This window comes from Halomonas sp. PAMB 3232, from assembly GCF_031954225.1.
GTDB lineage: Bacteria > Pseudomonadota > Gammaproteobacteria > Pseudomonadales > Halomonadaceae > Vreelandella.
This window is the reverse complement of the sequence record NZ_CP134865.1, coordinates 644,582-658,175: the sequence shown is the minus strand read 5'-3', so window position 1 is coordinate 658,175 and position 13,594 is coordinate 644,582. Positions and strand designations below refer to the sequence as shown.

General features: G+C 61.5%; 14 protein-coding genes. 6 read left to right on the top strand and 8 right to left on the bottom strand.

What is annotated here, in order from left to right; genetic code table 11:
• Window position 1 precedes the first annotated feature (1 nt).
• The 3 genes from RN346_RS03090 to RN346_RS03080 all read left to right on the top strand — a co-directional run bounded on the left by RN346_RS03090 (window position 2) and on the right by RN346_RS03080 (window position 3,558).
• Window positions 2-931: a polysaccharide deacetylase family protein gene (locus RN346_RS03090; RefSeq protein ID WP_311962080.1), complete on the top strand. Its 930-nt coding sequence runs from the start codon at window positions 2-4 to the stop codon at window positions 929-931.
• Window positions 931-2,346, top strand: a complete 1,416-nt coding sequence (locus tag RN346_RS03085; protein WP_311962079.1) for an FAD-dependent oxidoreductase — start codon at window positions 931-933, stop codon at window positions 2,344-2,346. The genes RN346_RS03090 and RN346_RS03085 overlap by 1 nt, the downstream gene beginning before the upstream one ends.
• A 96-nt stretch (window positions 2,347-2,442) precedes the next feature.
• Window positions 2,443-3,558: a metallophosphoesterase gene (locus RN346_RS03080; RefSeq protein WP_311962078.1), complete on the top strand. Its 1,116-nt coding sequence runs from the start codon at window positions 2,443-2,445 to the stop codon at window positions 3,556-3,558.
• Window positions 3,559-3,573: 15 nt separating this feature from the next.
• Here RN346_RS03080 and RN346_RS03075 read toward each other — a convergent pair whose 3' ends face one another.
• From RN346_RS03075 to RN346_RS03060, 4 genes are read right to left on the bottom strand one after another with little or no spacing between them, the layout of a single operon-like run.
• Window positions 3,574-4,482 carry an MBL fold metallo-hydrolase gene (locus tag RN346_RS03075; RefSeq protein WP_311962077.1) on the bottom strand — a complete coding sequence of 303 codons (909 nt, stop codon included), beginning with the start codon at window positions 4,480-4,482 and terminating at the stop codon, window positions 3,574-3,576.
• Window positions 4,483-4,526: 44 nt separating this feature from the next.
• Window positions 4,527-4,745 (bottom strand): DUF1653 domain-containing protein, encoded by a 219-nt coding sequence (locus tag RN346_RS03070; protein ID WP_263585041.1) that lies wholly within the window; start codon window positions 4,743-4,745, stop codon window positions 4,527-4,529.
• Entirely contained in the window at window positions 4,742-5,599 is an 858-nt protein-coding gene (gene tcdA / locus RN346_RS03065; protein WP_263585042.1) for a tRNA cyclic N6-threonylcarbamoyladenosine(37) synthase TcdA, read from the bottom strand. Before tcdA ends, RN346_RS03070 begins: the two co-directional genes overlap by 4 nt.
• Before the next feature lie 24 nt (window positions 5,600-5,623).
• A complete protein-coding gene (locus RN346_RS03060) occupies window positions 5,624-6,394 on the bottom strand; it encodes a pseudouridine synthase (RefSeq protein WP_311962076.1) in 771 nt (256 codons plus the stop codon).
• Between the two features lie 147 nt (window positions 6,395-6,541).
• Here RN346_RS03060 and RN346_RS03055 point away from each other — a divergent pair, with 147 nt between their 5' ends.
• The 3 genes from RN346_RS03055 (at window position 6,542) to RN346_RS03045 (ending at window position 10,150) form a co-directional block, all read left to right on the top strand.
• Window positions 6,542-7,117 (top strand): superoxide dismutase family protein, encoded by a 576-nt coding sequence (locus tag RN346_RS03055; RefSeq protein WP_311962074.1) that lies wholly within the window; start codon window positions 6,542-6,544, stop codon window positions 7,115-7,117.
• Window positions 7,118-7,330: 213 nt separating this feature from the next.
• A complete protein-coding gene (locus RN346_RS03050; RefSeq protein WP_263585045.1) occupies window positions 7,331-8,797 on the top strand; it encodes a carbon starvation protein A in 1,467 nt (488 codons plus the stop codon).
• Between the two features lie 516 nt (window positions 8,798-9,313).
• Window positions 9,314-10,150, top strand: coding sequence for a manganese catalase family protein (locus tag RN346_RS03045; RefSeq protein WP_263585046.1), 837 nt, complete (start codon window positions 9,314-9,316; stop codon window positions 10,148-10,150).
• A gap of 64 nt (window positions 10,151-10,214) precedes the next feature.
• Here RN346_RS03045 and bfr read toward each other — a convergent pair whose 3' ends face one another.
• From bfr to lptF, 4 genes are all read right to left on the bottom strand, one after another.
• Complete coding sequence (gene bfr / locus RN346_RS03040) at window positions 10,215-10,706, bottom strand: bacterioferritin (protein ID WP_263585047.1); 492 nt, start codon at window positions 10,704-10,706, stop codon at window positions 10,215-10,217.
• Between the two features lie 190 nt (window positions 10,707-10,896).
• Window positions 10,897-11,103, bottom strand: coding sequence for a (2Fe-2S)-binding protein (locus RN346_RS03035; RefSeq protein WP_263585048.1), 207 nt, complete (start codon window positions 11,101-11,103; stop codon window positions 10,897-10,899).
• A 209-nt stretch (window positions 11,104-11,312) separates the two neighbouring features.
• Window positions 11,313-12,392 carry an LPS export ABC transporter permease LptG gene (lptG, locus tag RN346_RS03030; RefSeq protein ID WP_311962073.1) on the bottom strand — a complete coding sequence of 360 codons (1,080 nt, stop codon included), beginning with the start codon at window positions 12,390-12,392 and terminating at the stop codon, window positions 11,313-11,315.
• Complete coding sequence (gene lptF / locus RN346_RS03025) at window positions 12,392-13,468, bottom strand: LPS export ABC transporter permease LptF (protein WP_263587346.1); 1,077 nt, start codon at window positions 13,466-13,468, stop codon at window positions 12,392-12,394. The genes lptG and lptF overlap by 1 nt, the downstream gene beginning before the upstream one ends.
• Window positions 13,469-13,594 lie beyond the last annotated feature (126 nt).

Below are 13,594 nucleotides of genomic sequence, written 5' to 3'. Positions count from 1 at the left end.
CATGGCACTCAACGACGACTACCTGGACTACCCGCTGCGCCGCCATGGCTACGACCACGACCGCTATGACTGGTCGATGCTCGGGGAACGCCCCCCGATTACCTGGCCCGGCGGCAAGACGCTGGCGGTATGGATCAATATTTCGCTGCAGTTCTACCCGCTCAACCAGCGCGGCGAGCCGTTCAAGGTGCCCAACGGCATGACCATGCCCTACCCGGACCTGCGCCACTTCTCGCTGCGCGATTACGGCAACCGGGTGGGCATCTATCGGGTGCTCGAGGCCTTGAAGCGATACGCCATCACGCCGACCTACGCGATCAACGCCCAGCTCGCCGAGCAAACGCCTTATCTGGTCAAGCGCCTTCAAGAGCACGGCGGCGAGTTCATCGCCCACGGCTGGAACATGGATCACCTGCACTACGGTGGCCAGCCCGTCGAGGAAGAGGCCGAGCTGGTCAAGCGCTCGGTGGACACCCTGCGCCGCGTGACCGGCCAACGCATTCGCGGCTGGCTCAGCCCGGCGAAGCACCAGAGCTTCAACACACCGGATCTTTTGACCGAAAACGGCATCGAGTACTGCGCCGACTGGGTCAACGATGAGCTGCCCTACGCCTGGAAGACCGCCTCGGGCCCGCTCACCATGATGGGGCTTTCCACCGAGATCGAGGACCAGTTCGTCATGAGCCAGAACCTCCACTCGGAAGACTCATGGGTCGCGCAGGTGAAGGATGCGTTCGATTTTCTGCTGGAGGAGTCGCGCACCGCTGGCGGGCGCCTGTTCGCCCTGAACCTTCACCCCTGGCTTGTCGGCCAGCCCCACCGCATCGCCTGCCTGGAAGAAGTGCTTGCGCATATCAGCGGACACGCTGAGGTGTGGCAGGCGCCAGCGGGCGAGATTCTGGATGCCTTCACTCACGCGGAGCAGGCGTAATGGCGATCGTTCCCTACACCCACACCACTGAATTCGATGCCCACCTGCCGCTTTTGATCATCGGTGCCGGCGCCTGTGGGCTGGTGGCGGCGCTCAAGGCGCGTGAGGCGGGCATCGAGCTTGCGGTGCTGGAGCGCGATGCGCTGCCTCGTGGCAGCACCGCGATGTCACAAGGCTTCATCCCCGCCGCTGGCACGCGCTTTCAAAAGGCGCTGGAAGTCGAGGACTCCCCAAGCCTCATGGCCGAGGACATTCAGCGCAAGAACGGCTTCGAGGCCGATCAAGCGATCGTCGAGCGGCTGGCCGAGCAATCGGGGCCGACCGTGGAGTGGCTGGCCGACGATCACGGCGTGCCTTTTGAGCTGGTCGAAGGCTTTCTCTACCCCGGCCACCGGCGACTGCGTATGCACGCCACGCCTCGGCGCACCGGCGAGGAGCTGATGGGCGCACTTTTGAACGCCGCCGAGCGTGCCGGCGTGGATATGCTCACCCAAGCGCGGGTCGAGGACCTGCACGTGGACGAGGCCCAACGGGTGCGCGGCGTAACGATCACACGCCCGGACGGCAGTCGTGAGCGTATCGGCTGCGATGCCCTGATCCTGGCCTGCAACGGCTACGGCGGCAATGCCGAGTTGGTCAAGCGCCATATCCCGTCGCTCAAGGAGGCGCTCTACTACGGCCACGAGGGCAACCAGGGCGATGCGCTGCTCTGGGGCGAGGCGATGGGCGCAAGCACGAAGGATCTCGCCGCCTGCCAGGGCCACGGTTCGCTTGCCACCCCGCACCAGATTTTGATCAGCTGGGCACTGATGATGCAGGGCGGCATGCAGGTCAACGTGCTGGGTGAGCGCTTCTCCAACGAACACGGCGGCTACTCCGAGCAGGCCGCCAACGTCCTCGCCCAGCCCGAGGGCGTTGCCTGGAATATTTTCGACGGCCGTATTCATGAAAACGCGCTTGAATTCGAGGATTACCGTAACGCCTTCGAGGCCGGCGCGATACGCGCTTTCGACACGCTAGATGCCATGGCCAATTGCCTCGACCTGCCGCTCGCCGCGCTGGAGACGGCCGTCGACGACATGCATCGCCACGCCCGAACGCAGACACCGGACACGTTCGGCCGCGTTTTCGAGCCCGCCAACCTGCTGTCACCGCCTTACTACGCCGTCCGCGTGACCGGTGCGCTGTTTCATACCCAGGGCGGACTCGAAGTGAATACCCAGGCACGAGTGCTGGATACCCAAGGCCGGATGCTGCCCAACCTGTTCGCCGGCGGCGGCGCAGCGCGGGGCGTTTCCGGCGCCGGCGATAGCGGCTATCTCTCGGGCAATGGTCTATTGAGCGCCGTCGTGCTGGGCGCCGTCGCCGGGCAAAGCGCGGCGGCGCTTTTACAGGCCACCGAACACGAGGCCTGATAGCGGGCGTTGATGCGGCAGGCATCGAGGCTTTTGCCAAGGCGCTGATTTCGTGGTTTGCTGGCACGCCCTAACGCGCCACCACGAGAATCACTCATGTTTCATCTGCTGATTTCACTGCCCTGCCTGATCGTGATTCTCCGGGTACTGGCGCCGCTCCCGTGGCCGCGCTGGAGCAAAATAACGCTCTCGGCGCTGTTGCTGCTCGTCTCACAACATCACCTTCTAACCCAGCTCGCCTTTGGCAGCATGTTCTCGCCGGAGGTGCCGCGCGCGGTGGTGCTGCTCGTCAATACGCTGTTTGGGGCGATGCTCTTTCTGGCACTGATGCAGCTCGCGGTCGATGTGGTCACCCTGGTGCTGGCGCTGATCAAACGGCGCCGTCTCGGTATCCCCGGCGCGCTTCGTTACGCGCTCAGCCTGATGGCGCTGGGGGTGGCCGCCTTCGCCGTGAGCCAGGCGGCGCGGGTGCCACCGCTCAAGGAGGTCGATATCGCCATCGACGGGCTGCCAGAGGCGTTCGAGGGCTATGAGATCGTGCATCTGACCGACCTGCACATCAGCCGGCTGTTCCAGGTGGGCTGGGTGGAGGACGTGGTCGAGAAAACCAACGCGCTCGGGGCGGACGTCATCCTGATCACCGGCGACCTGATCGACGGCACCTTGCAAGCGCGCCGTGACGACGTCGCCCCGCTTGCCTCGCTTTCAGCCCTCGACGGCGTATTCGTCAGTTCCGGCAATCACGAGTACTACTTTGGCGCCAACGAGTGGATGGCGCACTACCAGACGCTCGGTATGCAAGCACTCGCCAACGAACACACGGTGATCGAACGCGGCGACGCCGCGCTGGTACTGGCCGGGGTCAACGATGCGTCTGCCGCCGGGCACGGCTATACGGGGCCGGACGTGACCCAAGCGCTCGAAGGCGCGCCGGCAGGCGCCCCGGTCATCCTGCTCGACCACCAGCCGCGCAACGCGCGCAATACGGCTGCCCGGGGCGTCGATCTGCAGCTTTCCGGCCACACCCACGGCGGCATGATGGTGGGGTTCGACCGGCTCGTGGCGCGTGCCAATGAAGGCTTTGTGTCAGGCAAATACGAACTCGACGGCATGACGCTCTACCTCAACAGCGGCACCGCGCTCTGGCCCGGTTTCGCCCTACGTTTGGGCAAGCCGTCGGAGCTTACGCGTATCACGCTGCACGCGCAGTAGCAGGTCGAGCAAGCGCTAGCTCCAGCTCCCCTCACCCAGCGCGTCGAGCGGAATTTTCAGATAGCGCTTGCCGTTGGCTTCCGGCTCGGGCAGGCGCCCGCCCAAGGTATTGACCTGGAGTGCGTGGAGAATCAGCCTGGGCATGGGCAGTTCGCTGTCACGCTGTTGGCGAAACGCGACGTACTGCGCCTCGCCTTGACCCGCCAAATGAGGGTTATGCTCGCGCTGCTCGGCCACGCTGCTTTGCCAGGCCGGGGCGCGGCCGCCCGGGCAATAGTCGTGACCGGTGAACAGCCGAGTCTCGTCGGGCAGACTCAGAATCTGTTGAATGGAGTACCACAGCGCGCGGGCGTCGCCGCCGGGAAAATCCGCCCGGGCGGTACCGAAATCCGGCTGAAAAAGCGTGTCGTGAACGAACGCCGCGTCGCCCACCACGTAGGTGATCGAGGCCAGCGTATGGCCCGGCGAGTGCATGACCCGCGCCGTTAGCTCACCGATTTGAAACGTATCGCCGTCGGCAAAGAGCCGGTCCCACTGACGCCCGTCTGCGGGCATCTCCGGCCAGTGATAGATCTTCTTCCACAGCGCCTGCACTTTCGTGACGTGCTCGCCGATCGCGGTCGGCGCGCCGGTCTTTCCCTTCAGATACTGCGCCGCGGAGAAGTGATCCGCGTGAGGGTGGGTATCCAGAATCCACTCGACGTGAAGCGCATGTTTGGCCACGTAATCGAGCAGCTCATCGGCATGGTGGGTGGCGGTAGCGCCGGATTTCTCGTCGAAATCCAGCACCGGGTCGATGATCGCGCAGGCCTTCGTGGCCGGGTCGCTGACGATGTATTGAACGCTACCGGTGCGCGGGTCGTAAAAGCCCGCCACCTCCGGCTGGCCCTCAAAAGCGGCGGGTGAATGCTGGAACGTGTTCATGCGGGCTCCTGTTAGGCAAAGGATGGTGGCCAAGCGCGTGGGGATCAAAACGCCTTTTCGAGCGCGAAGCGCGGCTGCTGTTGGCCTTGCACCTCAACGGTTTCGATAAACATCTCGAGTGGGCGCACCCACAGGCCGTACTCGCCGTAAAGCGCCCGGTAGACCACCAGCGGCTCCTCGGTTTCGCTGTGCTGCGCGGTGCCGAGTACTTCGTAAAGTGCGCCTTTATAGTGGCGGTAGATGCCGGGAGCGGGCGAGTTCATGGGGCGTTCTCTCCGGGTGGTGTGTTGACGTCGAGACGGGCGTTTTTGGCCAGCCGTTCGAGCACTTTCGAGGCGGCCACGAAGCCGAAGGTGCCGGTGACGAAGGTGGCGGCGCCAAATCCCGAGGCGCAATCCAGTCGGGTGGCGTCGCCGCTGCCGGGCTTTTGCAGGCAGACTTCGCCGTCAGCGCCCGGGTAGACGAGCTGCTCGTCAGAGTAGACGCAGGCCACCGAGAAGCGCCGCTTGGGGTTACGTGAGAAGCCGAAATCCCGGCGCAGGCGCGCGCGCACCCTGGCGAGCAGCGGATCGTGTTCGGTGCGGGTGAGATCGGCGACCTGAATACGGGTGGGGTCGGTCTGCCCGCCGGCCGCTCCGGTGACGATGATCGGAAGCTTTCGCCGCTTGCACCAGGCAATCAGCGCGGCCTTGGCGATCACGCTGTCGATCGCATCCACCACGTAATCGGCACGCTCGGGAATGCGTTCAGCCAGGTTCGTCGGCGTCACAAACGCGGTATCGGCGATAATCTCGATATTGGGGTTGATCAAGCGACAGCGCTCGGCCAGCACCTCGACCTTGGGCCGGCCGATGGTGCCATCGAGGGCGTGCAGCTGGCGATTGACGTTGGAAACGCACACATCGTCGAGATCGATCAGCGTGAGCGTGCCGATACCGGAGCGCGCCAGCGCCTCCGCCGCCCAGCTGCCTACCCCACCAACGCCCACCACGACCACGTGGGCGCGGCGAAAGGCATCGGCCGCGCGCTGACCGTAAAGGCGGCGAATGCCGCCAAAACGGAAATCGTAGTCAGAAGCGTCGTCCGAAGCAGGGGCGATGGAGGCGTCAATGGACATGCAGGGCTCTCTGTAATGAACGGGTCAGGGCGGAGTATCGGCGATGGGCGTGGCGGGGGCGGTGCGCACGCGGTCCCGCGGCAGGTGCCCCGCCCAGCCAAGGCGCTCGAACAGCGCCGCCATCGCCGGCTCCAGCGCGCAGTCGATGCACAGCCGCAGCGGCTGGCAAGGATGATCGAAACAGAGCTGGGTGGCGGCGAGCAACAGCCCCGGCGCGCCGAGCTCATCGGCGAAAAAACGGTTGTGTACGCTCTTGCCGTGCTTGGCATCGCCAATGATGGGATAGCCCCGGCGCGACAGGTGCCGGCGAATCTGGTGGCGCCGCCCAGTGTGCGGCCTGGCCTGCACCAGCGAGTACCGCGCCACCGGGTAGCGGTCCACCTGCACCGGAAGCTCCACACTGTCGAGACGCTGGATGTCGGTGCGCGCCTTGAGCGCGGGCATTTCGGCCTTGGGGCGGCTGCCGTCCTCTTCGCGCAGCGGGTAGTCGAGCGTCTCCTCGAAGGGCGCCTTGCCGCGCACGACCGCCAGATAGCGCTTTTCGACCTCGCGCTCGTTGAACGCCAGGCTTAGCTTGCTGGCGGCGTCGGAAGAGAGCGCCATGACCATCACACCGGATGTCGGCCGGTCCAGCCGGTGAACCGGGTAAACCCGCTGGCCCAGCTGGTCGCGCAGCGTCTGTAGCAGGAAGGTGGTTTCGCCCCGGGCGAGCTTGGAGCGGTGCACCAAAAGCCCGGCGGGCTTGTGCACCGCCACCAGATGCGCGTCCTGATAAAGAATGCGTAGCGCCGCCATGGCCTTCCCCGCGAAAAAAGTGGCGCCATTGTCGCGGCTTCACCGGCGGTTGTCACTAGTGCTCGTCGTTGGCGTCCGCGCGCTTGAGAAGCTACCTTTCATATACCCCGTTTCGGGGCTTCCACGGAACAGGAAAGGAGAGACGACATGCGTTTAGTGACCCCCTTGACCGGTATCGCCGCCGCGCTTTTGCTGGCAACGACCGTCCAGGCCCAGACCAACGATACGGACACCGACAGTAACTCAGGCGGTACGCTGGAAGTGAACATGCACGACGTCACCGCTGAAGGCGTTCAGGACGCCACGGGTACGGTGACCATCGAAAGCTCCGAATTCGGCGGCGTCATGCTCACGCCCTCCCTTACCGGGCTCGAGCCCGGCGTGTACGGCTTCCACCTGCACCAGAACCCAAGCTGCGAACCCGCCGAAAATGACGATGGCGAGATGACCGCGGCCCAGAGCGCCGGCGGCCACTACGACCCGGAAGGCACCGACACCCACCAGGGCCCCTATGGTGACGGCCACCTGGGCGATTTGCCGGTGCTCACGGTGAACGAGGATGGCGAAGCCAATCTGCCGGTACTTGCGCCGCGCCTGAGCATGGACGACATGACCGACCGCGCGCTGATCATCCATGAAGGCGGCGACACCTATGAGGACGAGCCGCATCTGGGCGGCGGCGGCGCGCGCATGCTGTGTGGCGTCACCCCAGCCGCTTTTTGATCGAAAGCGACCCGCGCCTGGCGCGCATGACAAACGGGCAGCCCAACGGCTGCCCGTTTTTTTGTGGGCACTCAAAGGGTCAATCTGTCCGAAGGGAAACTAAAGTCGTAGAGCGTATCCACGCACGACCAGATACATTCAGCGGGTTTGGACACGCGGGTCGAGCGCCCGCGCGATCTACCCCTCGCCACCGACCACCACCGGGTACCCCCAATGATCACTTTCATCGCCTCGATACTGCTGCTAATAGTCGGGTATTTCACCTACGGCAAGTTCGTGGATCGAGTGTTCGTCGCCGACCGAAAGCGTCCGACACCGGCCTTTAGCATGCGCGACAACATCGACTACGTGCCGATGAACCCCACGCGCAACTCGCTCATTCAGCTACTCAATATCGCCGGGGTGGGCCCGATCTTCGGCCCGATTCTGGGCGCCTTGTACGGCCCCGTGGCGTTCGTCTGGATCGTGATCGGCTGCATCTTCGCCGGCGCCGTACACGACTACCTGACCGGCATGATCTCGATTCGTAACCACGGCGCGCACCTGCCGCAGCTGGCGGGCAAGTTCCTTGGCAAGGCGATGAAGCACGTGGTCAACGGCTTTGCCCTGCTGCTGCTGCTGCTGGTGGGCACGGTGTTCGTGACCTCGCCGGCCACGCTTCTGGCGAACATGACCTCACTGTCGCTGGTCGGTATTACAATGGCGATCTTCGCCTACTACCTGATCGCCACGCTGCTACCGATCGACAAGGTGATCGGGCGTATCTACCCCTACTTCGGCGCGCTGCTGCTCTTTAGCGCCGCCGGTATCGGCATCGGCCTGGTCGTCACCGGCGCGCCGATTCCCGAGCTTTCATTCCAGAACATGCACCCTGACGGCGCGCCGATCTTCCCGCTGCTGTTTCTGACGATCTCCTGCGGCGCGCTCTCCGGCTTTCACGCCACCCAAACGCCGATCATCTCGCGCACCACAGAGAACGAAATCAGCGGCCGTCGCATCTTCTACGGCATGATGATCACCGAAGGCGTGATCGCCATGATCTGGGCTGCCGCCGCCATGAGCCTGTTTTACGGCGATCAGTCGCTGTCCGACGTGCTGGCCGCCGGCGGTCCCGCCGCGGTCGTAAGCGAAGTCTCTACCGTCATGCTGGGTGCAGTGGGCGGCACGCTCGCCATCCTGGGCGTCATCGTACTGCCGATCACCTCCGGCGACACCGCGTTTCGCAGCGCGCGCATGATCATCGCGGACTATCTGAAGATCGGACAAAAGCCGATCGCCAAGCGTTTGATGATCGCCCTGCCGCTGTTCGTCATTTCCTATGCGCTGACCCACATGGACTTCACCCTGCTGTGGCGCTACTTCTCCTGGGCGAACCAGACTACCGCGGTCATCGCGCTATGGGTGGGCACCATGTACCTGGTGCTGTCGCGCAAGCCCTACCTGATTACGGCGATTCCTGCCGTGTTCATGACCATGGCAACCTTTACGTACCTGGCCTTCGCGCCGATCGGTTTTGGCCTGCCGCTGCAGATCAGCTACGTCGTGGCCGCGCTCGGCACGCTGGTATGCATCGCGCTGTTCATGAAGCGCGTACGCCGCCTGAGCCGCGCCACGTTCACCGTGGATGAGCCGGTAGCCGCATTCGAGGGATCTGACGCCTTCGCCGCGCAAAACCGCTAACCTTTACACGAACCCGAACCCGCCTGACGGATGATTCCGTCGGGCGGGTTTTATTTTCAGGGGTCTTTCGAAGAGCTTTCTCTTCTCTTTCCAGGCCCGCAGCTTACTTCCCTCCAGCCTCGCCTTTACTTAACTTAAATCAATATATTTAATAGATAACTATTAACGTTGCTTAACTTTCTTCGTTACATCGTTGAAACTTATCACTAATAAAATAAATAAAAAAGAACACTTGAAGATGTGCATGAATCATAGAGACATCAAAAAGTAAATATTTATAAGCCACTGATTTTAAATCGAATAAAAAACTTTAACCCAATAAAACAGCTTATTTATCTTATATATTTATTTATATGCTAAGTTATTAAAGGTAACAAGTATTCATTCTGACGAAACGCCAAAGCCAGTTACTCCAAATCATGGGTTTTTAATAAAAAATCAAATTTTGTTTTTATTGAACAACTTATCAGGAGTAATCACCAAGGACCCCCTTGGCAAACTACTAAGGAGAGTAACATGTTTCATCATTCCTCTAAGCTGCAATACCCGGTCAAGGTTGATAAACCTAACCCCCAGTTCGCGATGCTGCTTCAACAGGCGATCGGCGGTATTGAAGGCGAGATTCGCGTGGCCATGCAGTACTTTTTCCAGGCCATGGGCGCCCGCGGTGATGACCGCATTCGGGACATGTTGATGTCCACCGCCACCGAAGAGCTTTCACACATCGAGATGCTGGGTCATGCGGTTGCGCTCAATCTGGAAGGCGCCCCGGTTTCCTATCAGGAAGAAACCGCCAAGGACCCGGTCATGAACGCCATTCTGGGCGGCGCCAACCCACGCCATCTGCTTTCGTCCGGGCTTTCCGCCATGCCGGTCAATGCCAACGGTGTGCCTTTCGACATGAGCCACGTCTACGCTACCGGCAATATCGGCGCGGACATGATGGCCAACGTCGCCGCCGAATCCGGTGGTCGTGTGCTCGCCACACGCCTTTACAACTGGACCGACGACCACGGCATGAAGGACTTCCTGTCGTTTCTGATTGCTCGAGATACTTACCACCAGCAGCAGTGGCTGGCGGTGATCGAGGAGCTTGGCGGCATGCAAGCGCAATTGCCGATTCCAAACTCGACGCCGGAAGAGCATGAAGCGACCGAACACTCCTACTACTACCTGAACACCCTGCTGGATAAGGACGCACCCAAGGGCCGCTGGGGCGAAGGTCCATCGCTTGATGGCCGAAGCCAGTACTCCATCAAGAATACACCCGAGCCGCTGGGTCAGGAGCCATCGCTTGGCGGCGCCAAGCCCAACTCCGGTGCTCAGATCGAACAGGTCGATTCATCCAAGTAAAAAGGATGCCACAAAAAAACCCCGAACCAGGTTCGGGGTTTTTATGTTTAGCGGCGGCCGCGACTTACTCGTAGGACTGGTCGCCGGCCACGTGCATCTGACGCTGGATGTAGTTCTGGATGCCGACCTTGTCGATCAGGCTGAGCTCGGTTTCGATGTGGTCGATGTGCTCTTCTTCATCGGCCAGCAGGTCGCGCAGCATATCGCGGGTCACGTAGTCCTTCACGCTTTCGCAGTAAGTGATCGCTTCGATGTAATCGTTGCGGCCGTCGTGTTCGATCTTGAGATCGCACTCGAGCATTTCCTTGACGTTTTCACCGATGTGCAGCTTGCCCAGGTCCTGCAGATTCGGGATGCCTTCCAAAAACAGAATGCGCTCGATGATCTTGTCGGCGTGCTGCATCTCTTCGATGGACTCATCGTACTCCCACTTGGCCAGCGCCTTGAGGCCCCAGTCCTTGTACATTTTGGCATGCAGGAAGTACTGATTGATCGCCACCAGTTCGTTGCCGAGCGCGATATTGAGATGCTGGATGACCTTGGGATCGCCTTTCATGTATCACCTTTATTTAGCTGAACCGCTTTTTTGTCGTCAAAGGTTTTTCGATCAATCAAGCAGTTACGTTGGTAAAGGAGCAGCGACACGAAGGGCGTACTCCCAGTTGAGTGAGAGTATAGACGAGGCCTTTAAAAATTCAAGTAAATCAAACGTTTGCTAAAAGCAAATCAAACAATAGTGATTCGCGTCATACGGCGTAAGCAAGACCCATATCGGCCTGTTCGCGCTCGATTTGAAGCGCTTCGCGGGTAATCGATTTTCCAAGACAGGCGCACTTGCCGCACTGGGTCGCGCAACCGGTGGCCTCACGCACGTCGCGCCAGCTGCGCGCCCCGTCGCTGACTTCCCGGCGAATCTGGTGGTCGGTCACTCCCTTGCACACACATACGTACATGGCATCACCTCGATAAAAGCATGGAGTGAATGTAAATGATTCGCATACGAGTTATCAAGTGCCAACCAGTGCTCTTTAGTAGCGGTTTTTAACCGGGCCATTTTTAGTACCGTCAATACAGGAAGTTAGCCCCCCGGCAGGAGAAAAAAATTGCAAAAAAAAAGCCGAACCGCTTCCAAAACGGCCCGGCCTGTGCAGATTTTCGAGCGCTAGCCGTTGCGGCGTAGAAAGAAGAGTCCAACCACGGCGCAGGCAAGCGTCGGGACCAGCACCGCCCACACCGGCGAGAAGCCGAAAATGCTCGAGGCCGGCGCCAGTAGATCCTGCACGTACTTGAACACCAGCCCCGTGACGACCCCGTAGAACACCCGCGTGCCGGCGGCGACGGTGCGCAGCGGGCCGAACACGAAGGACGCGGCGATCAGTACCAGTGACCCCATGGTGAGCGGCATCAGTACCTTCTGCCAGAAGTAGAGCAGCGGCTGCTCGGCGCTCTGGCCCTGGCTTTGCAGGAAGTTGGCGTAGGCCCACAGCTCGCTGGGCGCCTGGCTTTCGATGTCGCGCAAAAGGCGTTCGAGCTGGGTCGGGGTCAGATCCGTCTCCCACGGCATCTGATCAACATACTCGGATTCGGTGCGGTCCTCGAAAATACGCGTGGTGTTGACGCCTTCGAGCTGCCAGGCCCCTTGCTCCCAGCTGGCGCGAGCGGCGCGGGTGGCCTCGACGAGGCGGCGATCCTCGAAGCGGTAGCGGGTCAAATCGAGCACCACGTCGTCTGCGCGAATCGCGCCAAAGCGGTAGACACTGTCGCCTTCGAACTGCCAACCGCTGCGGCTTTGCAGCATTGTGCCCTCACCCTGGCGCTGCTCCAGTCGCCAAGCCTCGGCGAACTGTTCGGTGCGGGGGCTGACGAACTCGGCCACCAGAAGCACCACCGCGACCACTACCAGCACCGGCTTCATCACGCCCCATAAAATGCGCCCCAGCGAACGCCCGGCGGCGCGCATCACGGTCAGCTCGTTGCTCGAGGCCATGGTGCCCAGGCCAATCAGCGCGCCGATGAGCACCGCCACCGGCGCGTACTGATAAAACCGCCAGGGCAGGCGCATGCCCAGATAGACCAGGACGTCCAGCGCCGAATAGTTGCCTTGGGTGTCACCGAGATCACCAATGTAGGCGATCGTGATATCGAGGCCCAACAATACGAACTGCACGATGATGATGGCGCCCAACACGTTACGGGCAATGTAGCGATCCAGTCGATCGAAAGGGTTCAAGGCACCGAACATTAGCGCATTCCTTTACGTTGCGAGCGCCAGATCAAAAGGCCCCCCAGAAGCAAGAACAGCCCGTGAATGGGCCACACGCCGATCGCGGCGGCAAGCGTTTGACTTCCGATCGCGTCTACTGCGGCCAGCAGCAGGCTCAAATAGGCGACGTATAAAAAGACCGCCGGAAGGAGCTTGGCAAAGCGCCCCTGGCGTGGATTGACCTGAGAAAGCGGCTGGGCCAGAAGCGCCAGCACGAACACCATCAGCGGAAGCCCGGCCCGCCACTGAAACTGCGCTTGGGCGCGGGGGTCAGGGTCGCGCCAAAGTTCCGGCGTAGTGGCGAACTCCAGCGAGTCGAGCTCCTGACGATCGCGGCTCAGGCCCAGACGCAGCGTATAGCGATCGAACACCAGCCGCTCCGCTGCGCGCGAGCCGGGGGTGACGCCGTAGCGCTCGCCCTCTTCCAGCACCAGAAAGCGGCTGCCGGTGTCGACGCTGGTTTCCTGATATCCCGAGCGCGCCCGAGTCACGTAGCTGTGCGTGCCCTCCTCGGCCTGGGCCTGCTCGTGGACCAGCACCTCCTGCATCCGGTTGCCGTTATCGCTAAAGCCGCTGATATAGGCGGTGCGCCCGCTGCCAAAGGACTGAAAGCGCCCGGGCGCCAGTACCGAGACGTCCAGCCGGCTCTGCTGCTCTTCGATGGTCGCCTCGGTTAAAAGCGAGCCCGCCGGGGTCAGCCACAGGCTGCAAAGCCCGACCAGAATGGCCACGATCGACGCCGGCAAGAGCGTCACGCGCAAAAGCCGCGTGGGGCTCATGCCGCAGGCGACCATCACGGTAATTTCGCTGTTCATGTAGAGCTGGCCGTAGGCGAGCAGAATGCCGAGAAAGAACGCCAGCGGCAGAATCAGCTCCATGAACCCCGGCAGGTGATAGAACATCAAACTGCCCAGAATGGTAACCGGGAAGTCGCCTTCGGCGGCATCGGCGAAGTAGCGAATAAAGCGGCTACCCATGATGACCAGCAGCAAGATGCCGGCGACCGCCGACATGGTGAGTAACACTTCACGAGTCAAGTACCGAAATAAAATCAACGCGCTCTCCGGCCAGTCCTGCAAGGTTGCCATGCAATGCGCTCATGGCTTGGGTACACTAATCCAGCGTACGATAGCGATATACGATCGCGGTATTATCGCGAATCCCTCGATGCTTGTCTTGTT